This is a genomic window from Ureaplasma diversum NCTC 246 (assembly GCF_000731915.1).
GTDB classification, from domain to species: Bacteria; Bacillota_I; Bacilli_A; order Mycoplasmatales; family Mycoplasmoidaceae; genus Ureaplasma; species Ureaplasma diversum.
The window spans coordinates 1-14,662 of sequence record NZ_JFDP01000086.1 but is presented as its reverse complement, the minus strand read 5'-3'; the positions used below and the strand labels follow the sequence as shown (position 1 = coordinate 14,662).

Genomic DNA, 14,662 nt, shown 5'->3' with positions numbered 1-14,662 from the left:
ATTTGGACGCTTTGAAACATCTTTTTTAGTTTTAAACCAAAGTGCACGGTTATTTTTTTCTAATTCAACATTTATTGTTTTAGTTTGTGAATTAATATCAACTCTTTTTGGTACTTTAATACGATACTCTCGACGAAAATTAGTGGATGCATAGTCTTTAAATAAAAGAACTAATAAATTTTTCTTATCAAAATTAGTTGTAACAACTTTATTTAAATCACTTGATTTAAAAGTTGAAGATAATTCCTCTTTGCTTTTGATTATAAAAAATTTCTTATTATATTCTTCAACTGGCGTTGTTTCTCTTACATATTTAATAATATATTTTTCGGTGTTTTGGTCCAAAATATCAGCCCGATCAGAATAATAAAAATAGAATGTTTTATTATCATTTGAAAGATATTTTAAACCATCTAAAACATAAAGTCGTTCTTTATCTTTTTCATTAGTAAAAGGGTTGGCTTTTAAATTAGTTTTGTATTTGACTGTAAAAATTTGGTTTTTAATTTCATCACTTAATGGGATTGAAATATATTCATCTTTATTATCTTTTTTATCTTTATATTCTTCATTGAAATATTTAAGTTCAACGATTTTATATTGATCATAAACTGAATAGAGATAAAGAAAGAAAAAGTCTTGATTGATATTTTCAATTTTACTTGCTAATGATTCAAATCTCTTTTTAGTTCTTTGGTTTTCAACTACAAGAACTAATTCTTTATTTTTTCATTTCAATAAGTTATTAAGTTTGATTTTAAACTCTTCATAGTAGTATTCAATTAGTTGAGAATTAGCTTCAAGTTGAATATCAGATAATTTAGTAAAAACTGATAAATCATCTTTAGGATTTGAGATTTGATGGTTTGAAGCATTGTTAGAATTAATTTCTTGATAAATAAAGATCTTATTGATTAAATATTCATTATTATCTTCTAAGTTTTCAAAAGAAACTTGAACTGAACCATCATTACTTATTTTAGCTTTATTAGAATTGATTAATTCATCATTGTTATTAGGTTTTGTGAGCTGAACTTGAATGTATTTATCTTGATATGATGAGTCTAATTTAAAGCTTAGAGTATACTTACTATCAACAAGTTTTAAATTCTTATCTATGCTATTTAATAACATTTGTATTGGTTTTGCTGGTTCTAGTGCTGCAAGCGGTCGAGTTTGTTTAACTACTGTAGGATCAGATATTTTTACATTTTCTTCAAGTAATGATTTTTTAGGGGTGCTTTTTCTAGCTGGTTTTTCTTTTTCTTGAGTACAAGAAGCTATTACAACAGGAATAGAAACTAAAAACAATGAACTAAATATAATAGTTGATTTTAATTTTTTATTCATAGTTTTATACCACCTATTAGTAACTAAACTAATTTTTAAGTTTATATTGTGGTTATTATAGCATAGGCAAAAATAATAAATATTGATTTACTTACTTTAATTAATAAGTGGAAAGTTGATGATATTAAGTTATATAAGTGTCTATATTTACTTATCATCACAAAGATCATAAGCGACAAAATTTATCCACATAATACAATTAAATATAATTATTAAATTTATATTTTATATTACTCTAACTAAGGTACTGCGGCAAATTTTGTGTATGACTATATTTTGTAACAAAATCAATTTATTTGAGAATAGCGAAACACAAATCTTGTTTGGTTTTACACCATTTTTTTTACAAAAATAATAGCAAAAATATGAGCCGGTAACTCATTTAGTTTCTTTTTAAAGTAAGTTTAATTAGAACTTTTGATTGTTATGTTGATAATGATAGCTAATAGTAAAATTACTATGACTATAGTATTTGTTATTGATTTAATTTAATAAAAGTTATTATTGGCTTTTTATTTTATCTACTCATTATTCATTTCAAGGAAGAGAATCTCATTCAATTGTTTCATCTTTTTCTTTATCCTTAAAATCAAATTTAAGATTGTATTCACTTAAATTATCAATTTTATCTACTTCTAATAAGAATATTGGATAGTTTTGAAAATTCGCAGTTGGTATAGTATTTGAACGCTTTGAAACATCTTTTTTAGTTTTAAACCAAGGTGCTTCGTTATTTTCTTCTAATTCAACATTTATTGTTTTAGTTTGTGAATTAATATCAACTCTTTTTGGTACTTTAATACGATATTCTGGACGAAAATAACCGGATGTATAGTCTTTAAATAAAAGAACTAATAAATTTTTCTTATCAAAATTAGTTGTAACAACATTATCTATATCTAAAGCACCTGATTTAAAAGTTGATAATAATTCCTCTTTGCTTTTGATTATAAAAAACTTCTTATTATATTCTTCAACTGGTGTTGTTTCACTTACATATTTAATAATATTTTTTTTAGTGTTTTGATCTAAAATATCAGCCCGATCAGAATAATAAAAATAGAATGTTTTATTATCATTTGAAAGATATTTTAAACCATTTAAAACATAAAGTCGTTCTTTATCTTTTTCATTAGTAAAAGGGTTGGCTTTTAAATTAGTTTTGTATTTGACTGTAAAAATTTGGTTTTTAATTTCATCACTTAATGGGATTGAAATATATTCATCTTTATTATCTTTTTTATCTTTATATTCTTCATTGAAATATTTAAGTTCAACAATTTTATATTGGTCATAAACTGAATACAGATAAAGAAAGAAAAAGTCTTGATTGATATTTTCAATTTTACTTCTTAATGATTCAAATCTTTCTTTAGTTTTTTGGTTTTCAACTACAAGAACTAATTCCTTATTTTTTCATTTCAATAAGTTATTAAGTTTGATTTTAAACTCTTCATAGTAGTATTCAGTTAGTTGAGAATTGGCTTCTAGTTGAATATCAGATAATTTAGTAAAAACTGATAAATCATCTTTAGGATTTGAGATTTGATGGTTTAAATCTTTGTTAGAATTATTATTTTCATAAATAAAGATTTTGTTGATTAAATATTCATTATTATCTTCTAAGTTTTCAAAAGAAACTTGAACTGATCCATCATTAGCTATTTTTGTTTTATTTGAAGTAATTAAAACATCTTGATCATCAGCTTTTTGGAGCTGAATTTGAACATACTTATTTATATATGATGCGTCTAATTTAAAGTTTAGAGCATACTTGTTATCAACAAGTTTTAAATTCTTATCTATGTTATTTAATAAGATTTGTATTGGTTTTGCTGGTTCTAGTGCTACAAGTGGTTGAGTTTGTTTAACTACTGTAGGATCAGTTATCTTTATGTTTTCTTCAAGTAATGATTTTTTTAGGAGCACTTTTTGTAGATGGGTTTTTGTTTTCATTTGTACAAGAAGCTAATACAACAGGAATAGAAACTAAGAACAATGAACTAAATATAATAGTTGATTTTATTTTTCTATTCATTGTTTAAATCCTCAACAAAAGTCAATGCAACATGAGCCCCTTTATTAGAAATATCAGTTCTTGAAACTTCTATTCTATAAGTCTCACCATCTGCTATAAACTCTGCCATTTCAACATTAAAATGAGGATTAATATTAACCTTTTTAACTAGTTCATTTTTAGAATTGTATACATTTAAATTGAAATCAATACGCGATTTTATTTTACTCACTCCGTCCTCAATATTTACTTTTTTCTCTACTCTTCTTTCTATATATCTCGGAGCATAATAATCATCCATATAGTATTTATCATCATCTGAAATAGCACAATGATTCTCGTAATCTTTGGATAACCACTCAGGAATATTTCCTTTTCGCATATATTTTGTCAAATCTTTTGTTAGATCTTGACATCATCCATATCTGCTTGTTGGAGTTCCACCAGTTCCACTTGGTTCAGAAGCTAACCCGCTGTGATTAAATAAATTAAAATATGGGTCAGATTCTACCAAACCAGGCTCTTTTAAACTTTCCATGTAGTATCTTCCCAAAAGTTCAATTTTACGTTCATCACTAAATCAATGTGGGATTATAAGATCACGCTCAAGCAAATATGGGTTGCTAATTGGATCAACTTTTGGTAAGTTATCACCAGTATAGTTTGAATCAAAGGAAACTTTAATGTTATCGCGATTATACTCACGAACATATTCAGTAGTTGTTATTTCTTTATATATTGGAACAGTTTCATCAGTAATTTCATGTAACCAAGCAAGACTAATTCGTACTCTACTGTTTTTCTTAAATTGTTTTTGTATTGTTTGAACAACTTTTGGATCTGATTTTTCAAGAATATGAGTATTTCCATTTATATGTCTATTGGTAATCCCACTTTCAGACTTTATGTAAACTAAATTTCTCATTGCTTCTTTCATTAAGTAATAGTGAGGAATACCAAAACCTAATTCATTACTATAATTTTGATTATGAGGGTGTTTACTTCCAGTAATGAGTGCAGATTTAAAAATTATTGAATCGTGTCCAATATCAAATTGTTGTTTGTTAGTTTGCAGAAGCATTGATGCCAAAGCTGTTACTACAGGTGCTGAATAACTTGTTCCATTGAGAATATTTTCATTATTATTAAGATAATCACTGAATTCAAATTCACCAGGCGCAGTAACAGATAAATAATTTATGTTGTTGCCAATTTGGCTGTATTTTGCTTTTTCTAAAATTGGTTTATTGTTAGTACCATTTCCAAGAGAGCCAACAACAATTGAATTTAGGGATAATTTTCTCCCAACCAATTCTTTTGTATTTTTTACAAAATCATTACCTGCTGAAAAAACATAAATAATTTCAGGATTTTTGACAATTATTTCATCTAGAAATTTAGATGCATTATTATATTTTTTATATTTAGGATTATCATTGATGAATTTGGCAGTGTAACCATAACTATTATTTATCAAAAAAGTTTTTAAATTTTTTAAGTTTTTTACTTTTTCGTCACTTAATGCACCGCCAATCGGAAGTGTTTTAACTTCAATGGTTTGGTTGATACCATTAGAACCAGCTAAAATTTCTACAACTTCATTTGAATGATAATTATATGGATCTTTAGGATCTTTTGGAACATTATTACTATCATAATTTAAATTTAATAAACCATAATTATAGTTTCATGATAATTTACCCAAATTATCTTCTTTTAATTTATAAATTTCAGAAACCCCAACAGATAACTTTCCTAATTCATTAAAAGTGTTTTTGAAATGAAAATATCTAGCTGCTTTATCTAAATCAATATATTCGAAATTATTAGAATTTAATTCTCCGTCTTTATGTGTTGATGCTTGTTTGTAATTATTAATTATATTTTTATGCTTTGATAAATAATCACGAACAATATGGTTTGAGTCATTATTTTGTATAAGTATTTTTTCTTCTTCTGAACTATTTATTAAATACTCATCAATTAAAATAGCATTAAGTGAATTAGTATTATTTTGAAAGAATGATTCTAAGCTTGTTTCAAAAGCACTTTTATTATTAAAAATAGTTAAAATAGTTAATTTGTTAGTAAATTCAAAAACTTTGTAATCTATTTGGTTTTCTAAATTTTTAGTTTTTAAAAAATCCTTAAGTTTAGTCAATATTGTTTTCTGATCTACATTATTTTTCATTAAAATCTCAAAACCGAGCTGGAATTGATTTGTATTTTCTAATTTATTTGCAGCAATTCCTAAAAAGGGTGTAGCTATAATTAATGGTAATGATGTAAGTAAAATAACTCTTTTAATTGTTTTTTTATTCATAGTTTTATACCACCTATTAGTAACTAAACTAATTTTAAAATTTATATTGTGGTTATTATAGCATAGGTAAAAATAATAAATATTGATTATATATAGATTATAAGCGACAAAATTTATCCACATAATATAATTAAATATAATTATCAAATCGATATTTTATATTACTCTAACTAAGGTACTGTAGCAAATTTTGAGTATGACTATAATTTGCAACAAAATCAATTTATTTGAGAATAGCGAAACACAAATCTTGTTTAGTTTTACACCTTTTTTTAAAAAAACAATAGCAAAAATATGAGCCGGTAACTCATTTAGTTTCTTTTTAAAGTAAGTTTAATTAGAATTTTTGATTGTTATTTTGATAATGATAGCTAATAGTAAAATTACTATGACTATAGTGTTTGGTATTGATTTAATTTAATAAAAGTTATTATTGGCTTTTTATTTTATCTACTCATTATTCATTTCAAGGAAAAGAATCTCATTCAATTAGTTCGTCTTCTTTATCCTTAAAATCAAATTTAAGATTGTATTCACTTAAATTATCAATTTTATCTACTTCTAATAAGAATATTGGATAGTTTTGGAAATTATCAGTTGTTATAGTATTTGGACGCTTTGAAAGATCTTTTTTATTTTTAAACCAAGGCGGATTGTTATTTTTTTCTAATTCAACATTTATTGTTTTAGTTTGTGAATCAATATCAACTCTTTTTGGTACTTTAATACGATATTGTGGACGAAAATAAGGGTCAGTATACTCTAGAAATAAAAGAACTAATAAATTTTTATTATCAAAATTAGTTGTAACAATTTTATCTATATTTAAATCACTAGATTTAAAAGTTGATAATAATTCCTCTTTGCTTTTGATTATAAAAAACTTCTTATTATATTCTTGAACTGGTGTTGTTTCACTTACAAGTTCAATAATATTTTTTTTTGGTGTTTTGGTCCAAAATATCAGCCCGATCAGAATAATAAAAATAGAATGTTTTATTATCATTTGAAAGATATTTTAAACCATCTAAAACATAAAGTCGTTCTTTATCTTTTTCATTAGTAAAAGGGTTGGCTTTTAAATTTGTTTTGTATTTGACAGTAAAAATTTGGTTTTTGATTTCCTCACTTAACGGGATTGAAATATATTCATCTTTTTCATCTTTATATTCTTCATTGAAATATTTAAGTTCAACGATTTTATATTGATCATAAACTGAATAGAGATAAAGAAAGAAAAAGTCTTGATTGATATTTTCAATTTTACTTGCTAATGATTTAAATCTCTTTTTAGTTCTTTGGTTTTCAACAACAAGAACTAATTCTTTATTTTTTCATTTCAATAAATTATTAAGTTTGATTTTAAACTCTTCATAGTAGTATTCAATTAGTTGAGAATTAGCTTCAAGTTGAATATCAGATAATTTAGTAAAAACTGATAAATCATCTTTAGGATTTGAGATTTGATGGTTTGAACCATTGTTAGAATTAATTTCTTGATAAATAAAGATCTTATTGATTAAATATTCATTATTATCTTCTAAGTTAGCAAAAGAAACTTGAACTGAACCATCTTTACTTATTTTGGCTTTGTTAGAAGTGATTAATTCATCATTGTTATTGGGTTTTGTAAGCTGAACTTGAATGTATTTATCTTGATATGATGAGTCTAATTTAAAGCTTAGAACATACTTGTTATCAACAAATTTCAAATTCTTATCTATGTTATTTAATAAGATTTGTATTGGTTTTGCTGGTTCTAGTGCTACAAGTGGTCGAGTTTGTTTAACTACTGTAGGATCAGATATTTTTATATTTTCTTCAAGTAATGATTTTTTAGGAGTACTTTTTATAGCTGGTTTTTCCTTTTCTTGAGTACAAGAAGCTAATACAACAGGAATAGAAACTAAAAACAATGAACTAAACACAATGGTTGATTTTAATCTTTTATTCATAGGTCAGCCCCCTCTTTTAAAACAATATATTATTATTATTATTATTATAAGTACTATATCATTTTAAATGGTTTTTAACATTTATTAGAAAAAGCGAAAATGATATTAAGTTTTATAGTTATTGTACATCATATATAATGATTATTTTTTTAATATTGAAAACATAAAATTAATTTTAATTATGCTCGATCTCAATATATAGTTTTAAAATATTGTAAAATTTAATAAGTGAATGAAATTTAACTTTTGTTGCTGTTATTATATTTATTAAGAATCTTATTAAGGTAATTAAACTTTATAAGTTTATTGATAACAATAAGGTTTGTTGTGGTGTATATTATTAGTTGGAATATTGTGCATTTAGCCCCGTTTGATATTGGTAAATCGTTCAATGAAAACAATGATTCTGATTTGTATCAAAAAGAAGTATTTTCATCAACTCTAAAGCAATTTATCATTGAACAAAAATATGAATTATTGCAAACTAATATATCTAATTGTTTTTTAGCAATAAAGTTAAATAATTCAATTTCTTGCTATCTTTTAGATTATGGAATCGGAGTTTTTGTTATTAAAAATATAAATTCTGTTGATCTAACAGAAGTTAGAAAAGCATTTGAAAAAGATATCCCTTATGCAATATATTATTCAAAACAACATGAACAACATATGATATTAAATCATCAATTATTAGATTCAAAGCTGATAAAACAGCTTATGCAAAAAATTTGAAGTTTAATAACTAAAAAGAAAGAATTATCTCTTCAAATAATTAATATAAAAAAGAGGGTTTTTCATATATTTTTCTTTATATCATATTATCTCTAATTGTTATAAATTAGAAAATGATAAATCATTTGATATGTTGATGAATCCCACGATCATTAATAAAATATATAATCAAGAGCAATGAAATTCTATAATCTCAAAAATCCAAATGTATAATATTCATGGATTTCATAATAATGAGTTTAACAATTCATCAAACATAACATCATCTTGAGCAGCTGTTGCTGTAATTGAAGAAAAAGAGTCAGAATCTTTAACTAGAATATTAGATTATGAGATAGAGTTGCAAGCAAGTTGATTTTTGTTCGATTGCTTAATTGAAAATATCAATAAAACAAATATGACAAATTTACAACTACAAAAACAAAAAAGTTTAGCCACTAATATATCATTAAACATTAGTACAATCTTAACTCCAAATATGAGTTTGAGTGAAAAGAATACATTTGAATCTATTTATGAAACTTCTGGTTTTAAAATTATTCAAGATAAATTGTTCTTACTGTTAGAAAATAAAATTGCAATTGCAAATGCTAAACTTAATGAAAAACAATCAAGATATGCAATTATAACTGAAATATTCTTAGTCCTTTTTACATTAGTAAGTATTTATGAACCATTAAGGAATCTTATTAATGGAGAAATAAAAACAAGTGATATAATCCTTGCAACTATCATGTTGATCTTATTTGTTATTTGTTCATATTTCATAGTTAGAAAGAAACAATAATTTATGAAAAACATCTTATTAGTAGTTGATATGCAAAACGGGTTTGCTAGATATGAACAAACCAAAGTTTTAAAACAAAAAATATTTAACTTACTTCAATTAGAAAAATTTGATTATGTAATTGCAACACGTTTTTTAAATACTGATAATAGTGTTTATGAGCGATGATTAAAATGAAATAAATTAAAAGATCAACACGAACAAGCAATCGATAATTCATATTTAAAATATATTGATTTTGTGGTTGATAAGAATGTTTACAATTGCATTAATCAACAATTTCTAGATAAGCTTTATGAAATAAATAATAATCAATTACCAGATAAAATCTATATTGTTGGAGCTGATACTGATTGTTGTATTTTAATTGTAGCAACTGCTTTATTTGAGAATAATATCAGACCAGTTGTTCTGCTTAATTATTGTGCATCAAATGGTGGAGAATTAGCACATAATGCAGGAATTGTCTGTTTAAAAAGATTAATTGGTAAAGACCAATTGGTTGATGTAGAAATCACAGAAAAACTAGATTTAAATAGTTTATAGATTCTATTTTATTAAATCAATGTATTATAAAAACCCATATGAAAAATACAAGTACAATCTTGTATCATTCATTAATGGGTTTTTATTTATATATTTAATTTAATTTAAATAGATTATCAATAATGATAATTAAGGATTAGTTACATTAATTTGATAATTATCTAAACTTTGTATTTTATCTACTACAACAAGATGAACTATTGATGAAAAACCGAGGACAGGAGAACCTGCTATTGCTGTATTTTCTTTTGGTTTAATATATTTATATCCAAATTCAATATTAATAGTATTATTTACAATAGTTAAATTTTTAATTCAATATCCAACCCCTCTAACTACAGGTCTATATATTGTTCTTGAGTCTAAACCATTAACTAGAAGTATTGATTTTGAACTAAAATCAAAATCTTTAAAATGCCCTTTATATCTTCTAGTTTGTGATTTATTTAGATCGTTTAAGCTATTAATAAGATAAAAAATTTTATTTTTATTTAAAGCAATATTATTCTTTTGTCAATCATCTGCAATCTTGAATTCAATTTGTTCAATTTTATCTAACATTACTTTTTTCTCTGAATCAGAAAATTTATTATAATTTTGATAATATTGTTTCATTATTTCATCAATCTCTTTAAATTCATTAGAATATTTAGCTTTGAAATTATCATCATTTATATGCTTTTGTTTCAATATGCTAAAAAGGGATGAAGTATCTCATAAACTTTTTGTTGAAAAAGAACCAGAATTAGGTCAATGTTCTCTTAAAACATCTAACCCATTTTCAGTTTTAGATTTTAAAAGATATCTATCATATGTTAACTCATCACTTCTACAAGAAGCAGCAACTAAAGGAGTTGATATTAATAAACAAAAGCTAGACAAAGGAATTAAAAATTTTAATTTATTTTTTAACATAATTAAATTTAACCCCCTTCATGTATTATTTTTTGAATGCTTAACTTATAATAATTTGATAATTATCTAAACTTTCTATTTTATCTACTACAACAAGATGAACTGTTGATGATGTTCTAAAAGCTGGGCTGGTAATGTGTGGATTTTTTTTCTTTATCGGTATTTCTTTATATTTATATTGAATATTAATAGTATTGTTACTAATAGTAAGGTTTTTAATTCAATATCCCGCCCCAATAGCTGGTGGATCTACGTTTCTTTCTAAATATCCTTTGATAAGTAATATTGATTTATTACTAAAATCAAAATCTTTGAAATATTTTTTAAATCGTTCGGTTTGTATTTTGTTGAAATCTTCAGATTTATTAATAAGATGGAAAATTTTATCTTTGTTTAAAGCTATATTATTTTGTTGTCAATCATTAGCAACTTTACGTTTTAATTTTTCAATTTCTGCATCTAATTGATTGGATTCTTTTTTATTTTCTGTCTTGGCATATTGATCTTGTAATTGGTTAATTCGATCATAAGTTGCTGCATGTTTTGCTTTGAAATGATCATCACGGGGATCATTAGAATTTATAAGAGCAGAAACGTACTCTCGATAAAGGTCCAATGGGTTTCATAATCAATCTGTTGAAATTGTTTTCTTTAGTGGTAATTCTTTTTTAGCTCCAAACGGAAGAGTTTGGTGCAAACCTATTGGTGAGTATTCTCTTAAAACATCTAACCCATTTTCAGTTTTAGATCTTGAATAGTATGTTTTTTTAGCTATTTCAACTTCACTACAAGAAGCAGCAACTAAAGGAATTAATGTTAATAAACAAAAGCTAGATAAAGGAATTAAAAATTTTCATTTATTTTTTAACATAAGTAAAAGCAACATCCCTTTTTATATTGTTTTTATCATATCTATAAATTTCAAATTCATAATATCCACTTCTATCTGCTTTTAACTCCACAGTTTCTGTATTTCTTTCGCCTTCGATTGAAGAAGTTATTAATCGATTATTAGGATCATAAACTTTCATATCAAAATCAACAACATTCTTGTCATCAGAAAGATTAACAAGTCATGATATATTAGCTCTTATATTTTCATTTTGATGCAAATATACTTTGATTCTTCTAGAGAAGTTTGAATCAGCTTTTTTGAAATATTGAAGATTTTTAACAGCACTATCAACACTATAAAATTGAGGAATCCCAAACCCAGTTTCAGCAGTATAAATTTCGTTTGTATAATTAGGTTTCTTCGAACCTGAAATTAAGGCTGATTTCATGATGATAGAATCATGCCCTTTATCAAAGTAGTATTTATTTCTTTGCACAATCATACTAGATAATGCAGTAATAACTGGTGCTGAAAAACTTGTTCCTGAACCTGTAAAACCGGTTTCATCAGTATTTCAACTAGAAAAATTATAATTACCACCATATGTTACAGCTGTAACATAGTTTATGTTATTGCCAATTTGGCTATAATCAGTTTTTTGTTGATTATAATTATGATTAATTGCACCAACAACAATACTATTTTTAGATAATTGTACTCCAGCTATTTCTTTGTACGGTTTCTCATTTTTATTACCATTAAAAGCGTTTCCTGCTGAAAAAACGTTAATTATTTCTGGGTTTGATTGTATCAATTCATCAACATATTTAGAGTAATAATTATATTTCTGCATCCATTTATTGTTTGCAGGATCTGTAAAAACTCAACTATTATTTATTATCTTAACTCCTCAATAAAGAAAAAAATCCATTTCTCCTGCCATACCGTTCCATTCTGTATTAAGTTCAACGCTCCATAATTTAGCAGTAGGATTTATCCCTTTTTGCCCAACGATAATTTCTCCAACATTGTTAGCGTGATTGCTTCAAGATTCATTATAAAATGGTTCATTTCTTCATCTGGCACCATTTCCGTATTTATTATTTCATATAAATGGTGTAGTTCAACCATCGATAACCCCCTCAGCTTCTAAAATTCCCACTTTTAATAATGGAGAATCGATGTAATCATTAAAATGTTTAGTTCTAACTGATTGGGTTAATCCAACCAAGCTAAAAAGCTCGTCATTGTTAGCATATGGTCGTAAATCAAATGCTGATCCAACATTATGTCTTTTATCTTCTTGATTAGATGTTGTTCGAACGCCACTATTATTTTTCTTTTTTAAAACAAAATCTTCGTAAGTATATGATGATTTAAATCCATAAACACTTGATACTTCATTATCATCATATGCGAACAAAGAAAGAGCATTTTTGAATGCGTCATAGTCTTGGTTGTTAGTTATAGCAATAGAGATTGTTTTTAAATATTTACCTAAAATAAAAACTAGGTCTTCTTCTTTAATTTTTAAATATTTGTTAGCAATTATTTTTAATTTTGATTTTAAATCAATTTCGTTATTGGCTTTAAAAATAATGTCAAATCTTTTAACACCTAATGATTTAGGCGTTTGTTTATTAGTTGAATTACCTATTACATCCGCTTCTAGTATTTCAACTAATTTATGTTTGGATTTGTTATTTTTTTGTTCATTATTTAAGATTACTTTTTGATTGTTAGCATTAGTTAAAACACTTAAAGCAAAAGGAATTGCAGTTGTAACAACTAATGATGTAAAAACAATCGTTTTTAGTTTATTTTTAAACATATTTTTTATTACCTGCTTTCTACAATAATGTAAATTTTGAAAGTATATAAATTATATTACAAGTGGTTTAGTTTATGTAAAATCACATTATTATTTTGCTTGGTTTTTAATAAAAATATGTTGTTTAAAACCTTAATTTTGTATACCAATTTTACTTATTTTGATATTCAATTTTATTAAGAATTAATAATGATTATAATAATGTTAATTATATTTATCAATAATTAACGCGTTATAATAACTTTTATGAAAAAAGTTAGATTATTTGAAATGTTTGCAGGTATTGGTAGTCAATATGCTGCGCTTAAAAATGTTTATAAAGATAGCGGTATAGAAGTAGTTAGTTTAGGTAGTTGTGATTTTTATATTGACGCAATTATTAGTTATATGATAATTCACTATGGAGTATTAAAACCAGAAGAGAATTTGTCTAAAGAACAAATGGTAGAGTTATTAAATCAACATCAATTTAGTACTAATTCTAAAGATGTAGTTAAAGCAACTTATTTTAAATCATTGAAAGAAGATAAATTAAGATCAATGTTTTCATATTTATATAGTTATGTAAACAATGATTATTTTAAATTAAGATATCGATCAATTTTTGAGAGAGAGAGAGCAGTTTATTAGATTCTAATTCAACCCTTCTTTTAGAGAGAGAGAGAGAGAGCTGGGACAGATATCACAACTTTTAGTAAACTACCTAAAGATATTGATATTCTTACTTACTCATTCCCTTGCCAGGACTTAAGTCAACAAGGTAAACAAAAAGGATTAAATGAATCAACAAGAAGTGGTTTACTTTATCAAATCGAGCGTATCTTAAAATCTAATCAAGACAGATTACCAAAAATTCTTTTGCTTGAAAATGTTAAAGGTTTAGTATCTAAAAAGTTTATTAATGATTTTAATAAGTGAATAGAAACATTAGATAAATTAGGATATAGTAGTAAATATGCTATTTTAAATGCAACTGATTATGGTTCACCACAAAATAGAGAGCGTGTCTTTATGTTATCAGTCCTTAAAACTGAAAACAAAGATATCACTTTTCCACCAACTAAACCACCAACTAAAAGTACAAACTTAGAAGATATTATTAACAATCCATATGCTAATAATAATTTAGAACACTTACTAAAATACAAGCACACTGATTTTAAGACAACTAGTTTTAATATTACAAAAGCAAAGTTAATTAATTATTCAAACTTTAATTCAGAAAGCTACATTTATAAACCAATCAACAAAGGAGCAACATTAACTGCTTCAGGAGCAAATAGTCGACTTAAATTCTATTTTCAACAAGAAAACATCATTCGCTATATCAATGAAATAGAAGCTTATTTGTATATGGGATTTAGTGAAAAT

The 14,662-nt window shown here is 24.9% G+C and carries 14 protein-coding genes; 5 read left to right on the top strand and 9 right to left on the bottom strand.

Annotated features, from left to right (window positions below):
• The 6 genes from UDIV_RS03775 to UDIV_RS03760 all read right to left on the bottom strand — a co-directional run.
• A partial coding sequence (locus UDIV_RS03775; protein WP_038103540.1) for a hypothetical protein occupies positions 1-1,350 on the bottom strand: 1,350 nt, incomplete at its 3' end.
• A gap of 528 nt (positions 1,351-1,878) precedes the next feature.
• Positions 1,879-3,279, bottom strand: coding sequence for a hypothetical protein (locus UDIV_RS03770; protein WP_156021886.1), 1,401 nt, complete (start codon positions 3,277-3,279; stop codon positions 1,879-1,881).
• Positions 3,218-3,388 (bottom strand): hypothetical protein, encoded by a 171-nt coding sequence (locus UDIV_RS04415; protein WP_156021885.1) that lies wholly within the window; start codon positions 3,386-3,388, stop codon positions 3,218-3,220. Before UDIV_RS04415 ends, UDIV_RS03770 begins: the two co-directional genes overlap by 62 nt.
• On the bottom strand, positions 3,381-5,690 hold the full coding sequence (locus UDIV_RS03765) for a S8 family serine peptidase (RefSeq protein ID WP_038103535.1): 2,310 nt from the start codon (positions 5,688-5,690) through the stop codon (positions 3,381-3,383). The genes UDIV_RS04415 and UDIV_RS03765 overlap by 8 nt, the downstream gene beginning before the upstream one ends.
• 457 nt (positions 5,691-6,147) lie before the next feature.
• Entirely contained in the window at positions 6,148-6,696 is a 549-nt protein-coding gene (locus UDIV_RS04410; RefSeq protein WP_156021883.1) for a hypothetical protein, read from the bottom strand.
• Entirely contained in the window at positions 6,581-7,645 is a 1,065-nt protein-coding gene (locus UDIV_RS03760) for a hypothetical protein (protein WP_038103533.1), read from the bottom strand. Before UDIV_RS03760 ends, UDIV_RS04410 begins: the two co-directional genes overlap by 116 nt.
• Positions 7,646-7,975: 330 nt before the next feature.
• Between UDIV_RS03760 and UDIV_RS04620 the strand changes: the two genes are divergently transcribed.
• Genes UDIV_RS04620 through UDIV_RS03750 form a run of 3 tightly spaced genes read left to right on the top strand, consistent with a single transcriptional unit; the run spans position 7,976 to position 9,710 of the window.
• A complete protein-coding gene (locus UDIV_RS04620; RefSeq protein ID WP_197021680.1) occupies positions 7,976-8,473 on the top strand; it encodes a hypothetical protein in 498 nt (165 codons plus the stop codon).
• Between the two features lie 34 nt (positions 8,474-8,507).
• Positions 8,508-9,164, top strand: coding sequence for a hypothetical protein (locus tag UDIV_RS04615; RefSeq protein WP_197021679.1), 657 nt, complete (start codon positions 8,508-8,510; stop codon positions 9,162-9,164).
• Positions 9,165-9,167: 3 nt separating this feature from the next.
• Positions 9,168-9,710: an isochorismatase family protein gene (locus UDIV_RS03750; protein WP_038103530.1), complete on the top strand. Its 543-nt coding sequence runs from the start codon at positions 9,168-9,170 to the stop codon at positions 9,708-9,710.
• 129 nt (positions 9,711-9,839) lie between these two features.
• On the opposite strand, the gene UDIV_RS03745 is transcribed toward UDIV_RS03750, so the two are convergent.
• Genes UDIV_RS03745 through UDIV_RS03730 form a run of 3 tightly spaced genes read right to left on the bottom strand, consistent with a single transcriptional unit; the run spans position 9,840 to position 13,291 of the window.
• Positions 9,840-10,625, bottom strand: coding sequence for a hypothetical protein (locus UDIV_RS03745; protein ID WP_156021882.1), 786 nt, complete (start codon positions 10,623-10,625; stop codon positions 9,840-9,842).
• A gap of 40 nt (positions 10,626-10,665) precedes the next feature.
• On the bottom strand, positions 10,666-11,496 hold the full coding sequence (locus UDIV_RS03735) for a hypothetical protein (protein ID WP_038103517.1): 831 nt from the start codon (positions 11,494-11,496) through the stop codon (positions 10,666-10,668).
• Positions 11,483-13,291, bottom strand: coding sequence for a S8 family serine peptidase (locus UDIV_RS03730; protein ID WP_038103514.1), 1,809 nt, complete (start codon positions 13,289-13,291; stop codon positions 11,483-11,485). Before UDIV_RS03730 ends, UDIV_RS03735 begins: the two co-directional genes overlap by 14 nt.
• A 246-nt stretch (positions 13,292-13,537) precedes the next feature.
• Here UDIV_RS03730 and dcm_N point away from each other — a divergent pair, with 246 nt between their 5' ends.
• Together dcm_N and dcm are read left to right on the top strand one after the other, a co-directional pair.
• The gene (gene dcm_N / locus UDIV_RS03725) at positions 13,538-13,921 is read left to right on the top strand and encodes a DNA (cytosine-5-)-methyltransferase N-terminal subunit (protein WP_231428089.1); all 384 of its coding nucleotides are present in this window, start codon (positions 13,538-13,540) and stop codon (positions 13,919-13,921) included.
• A 51-nt stretch (positions 13,922-13,972) separates the two neighbouring features.
• Positions 13,973-14,662 (top strand): DNA (cytosine-5-)-methyltransferase (gene dcm, locus UDIV_RS03720; RefSeq protein WP_269317255.1); only part of this gene is annotated, 690 nt, incomplete at its 3' end.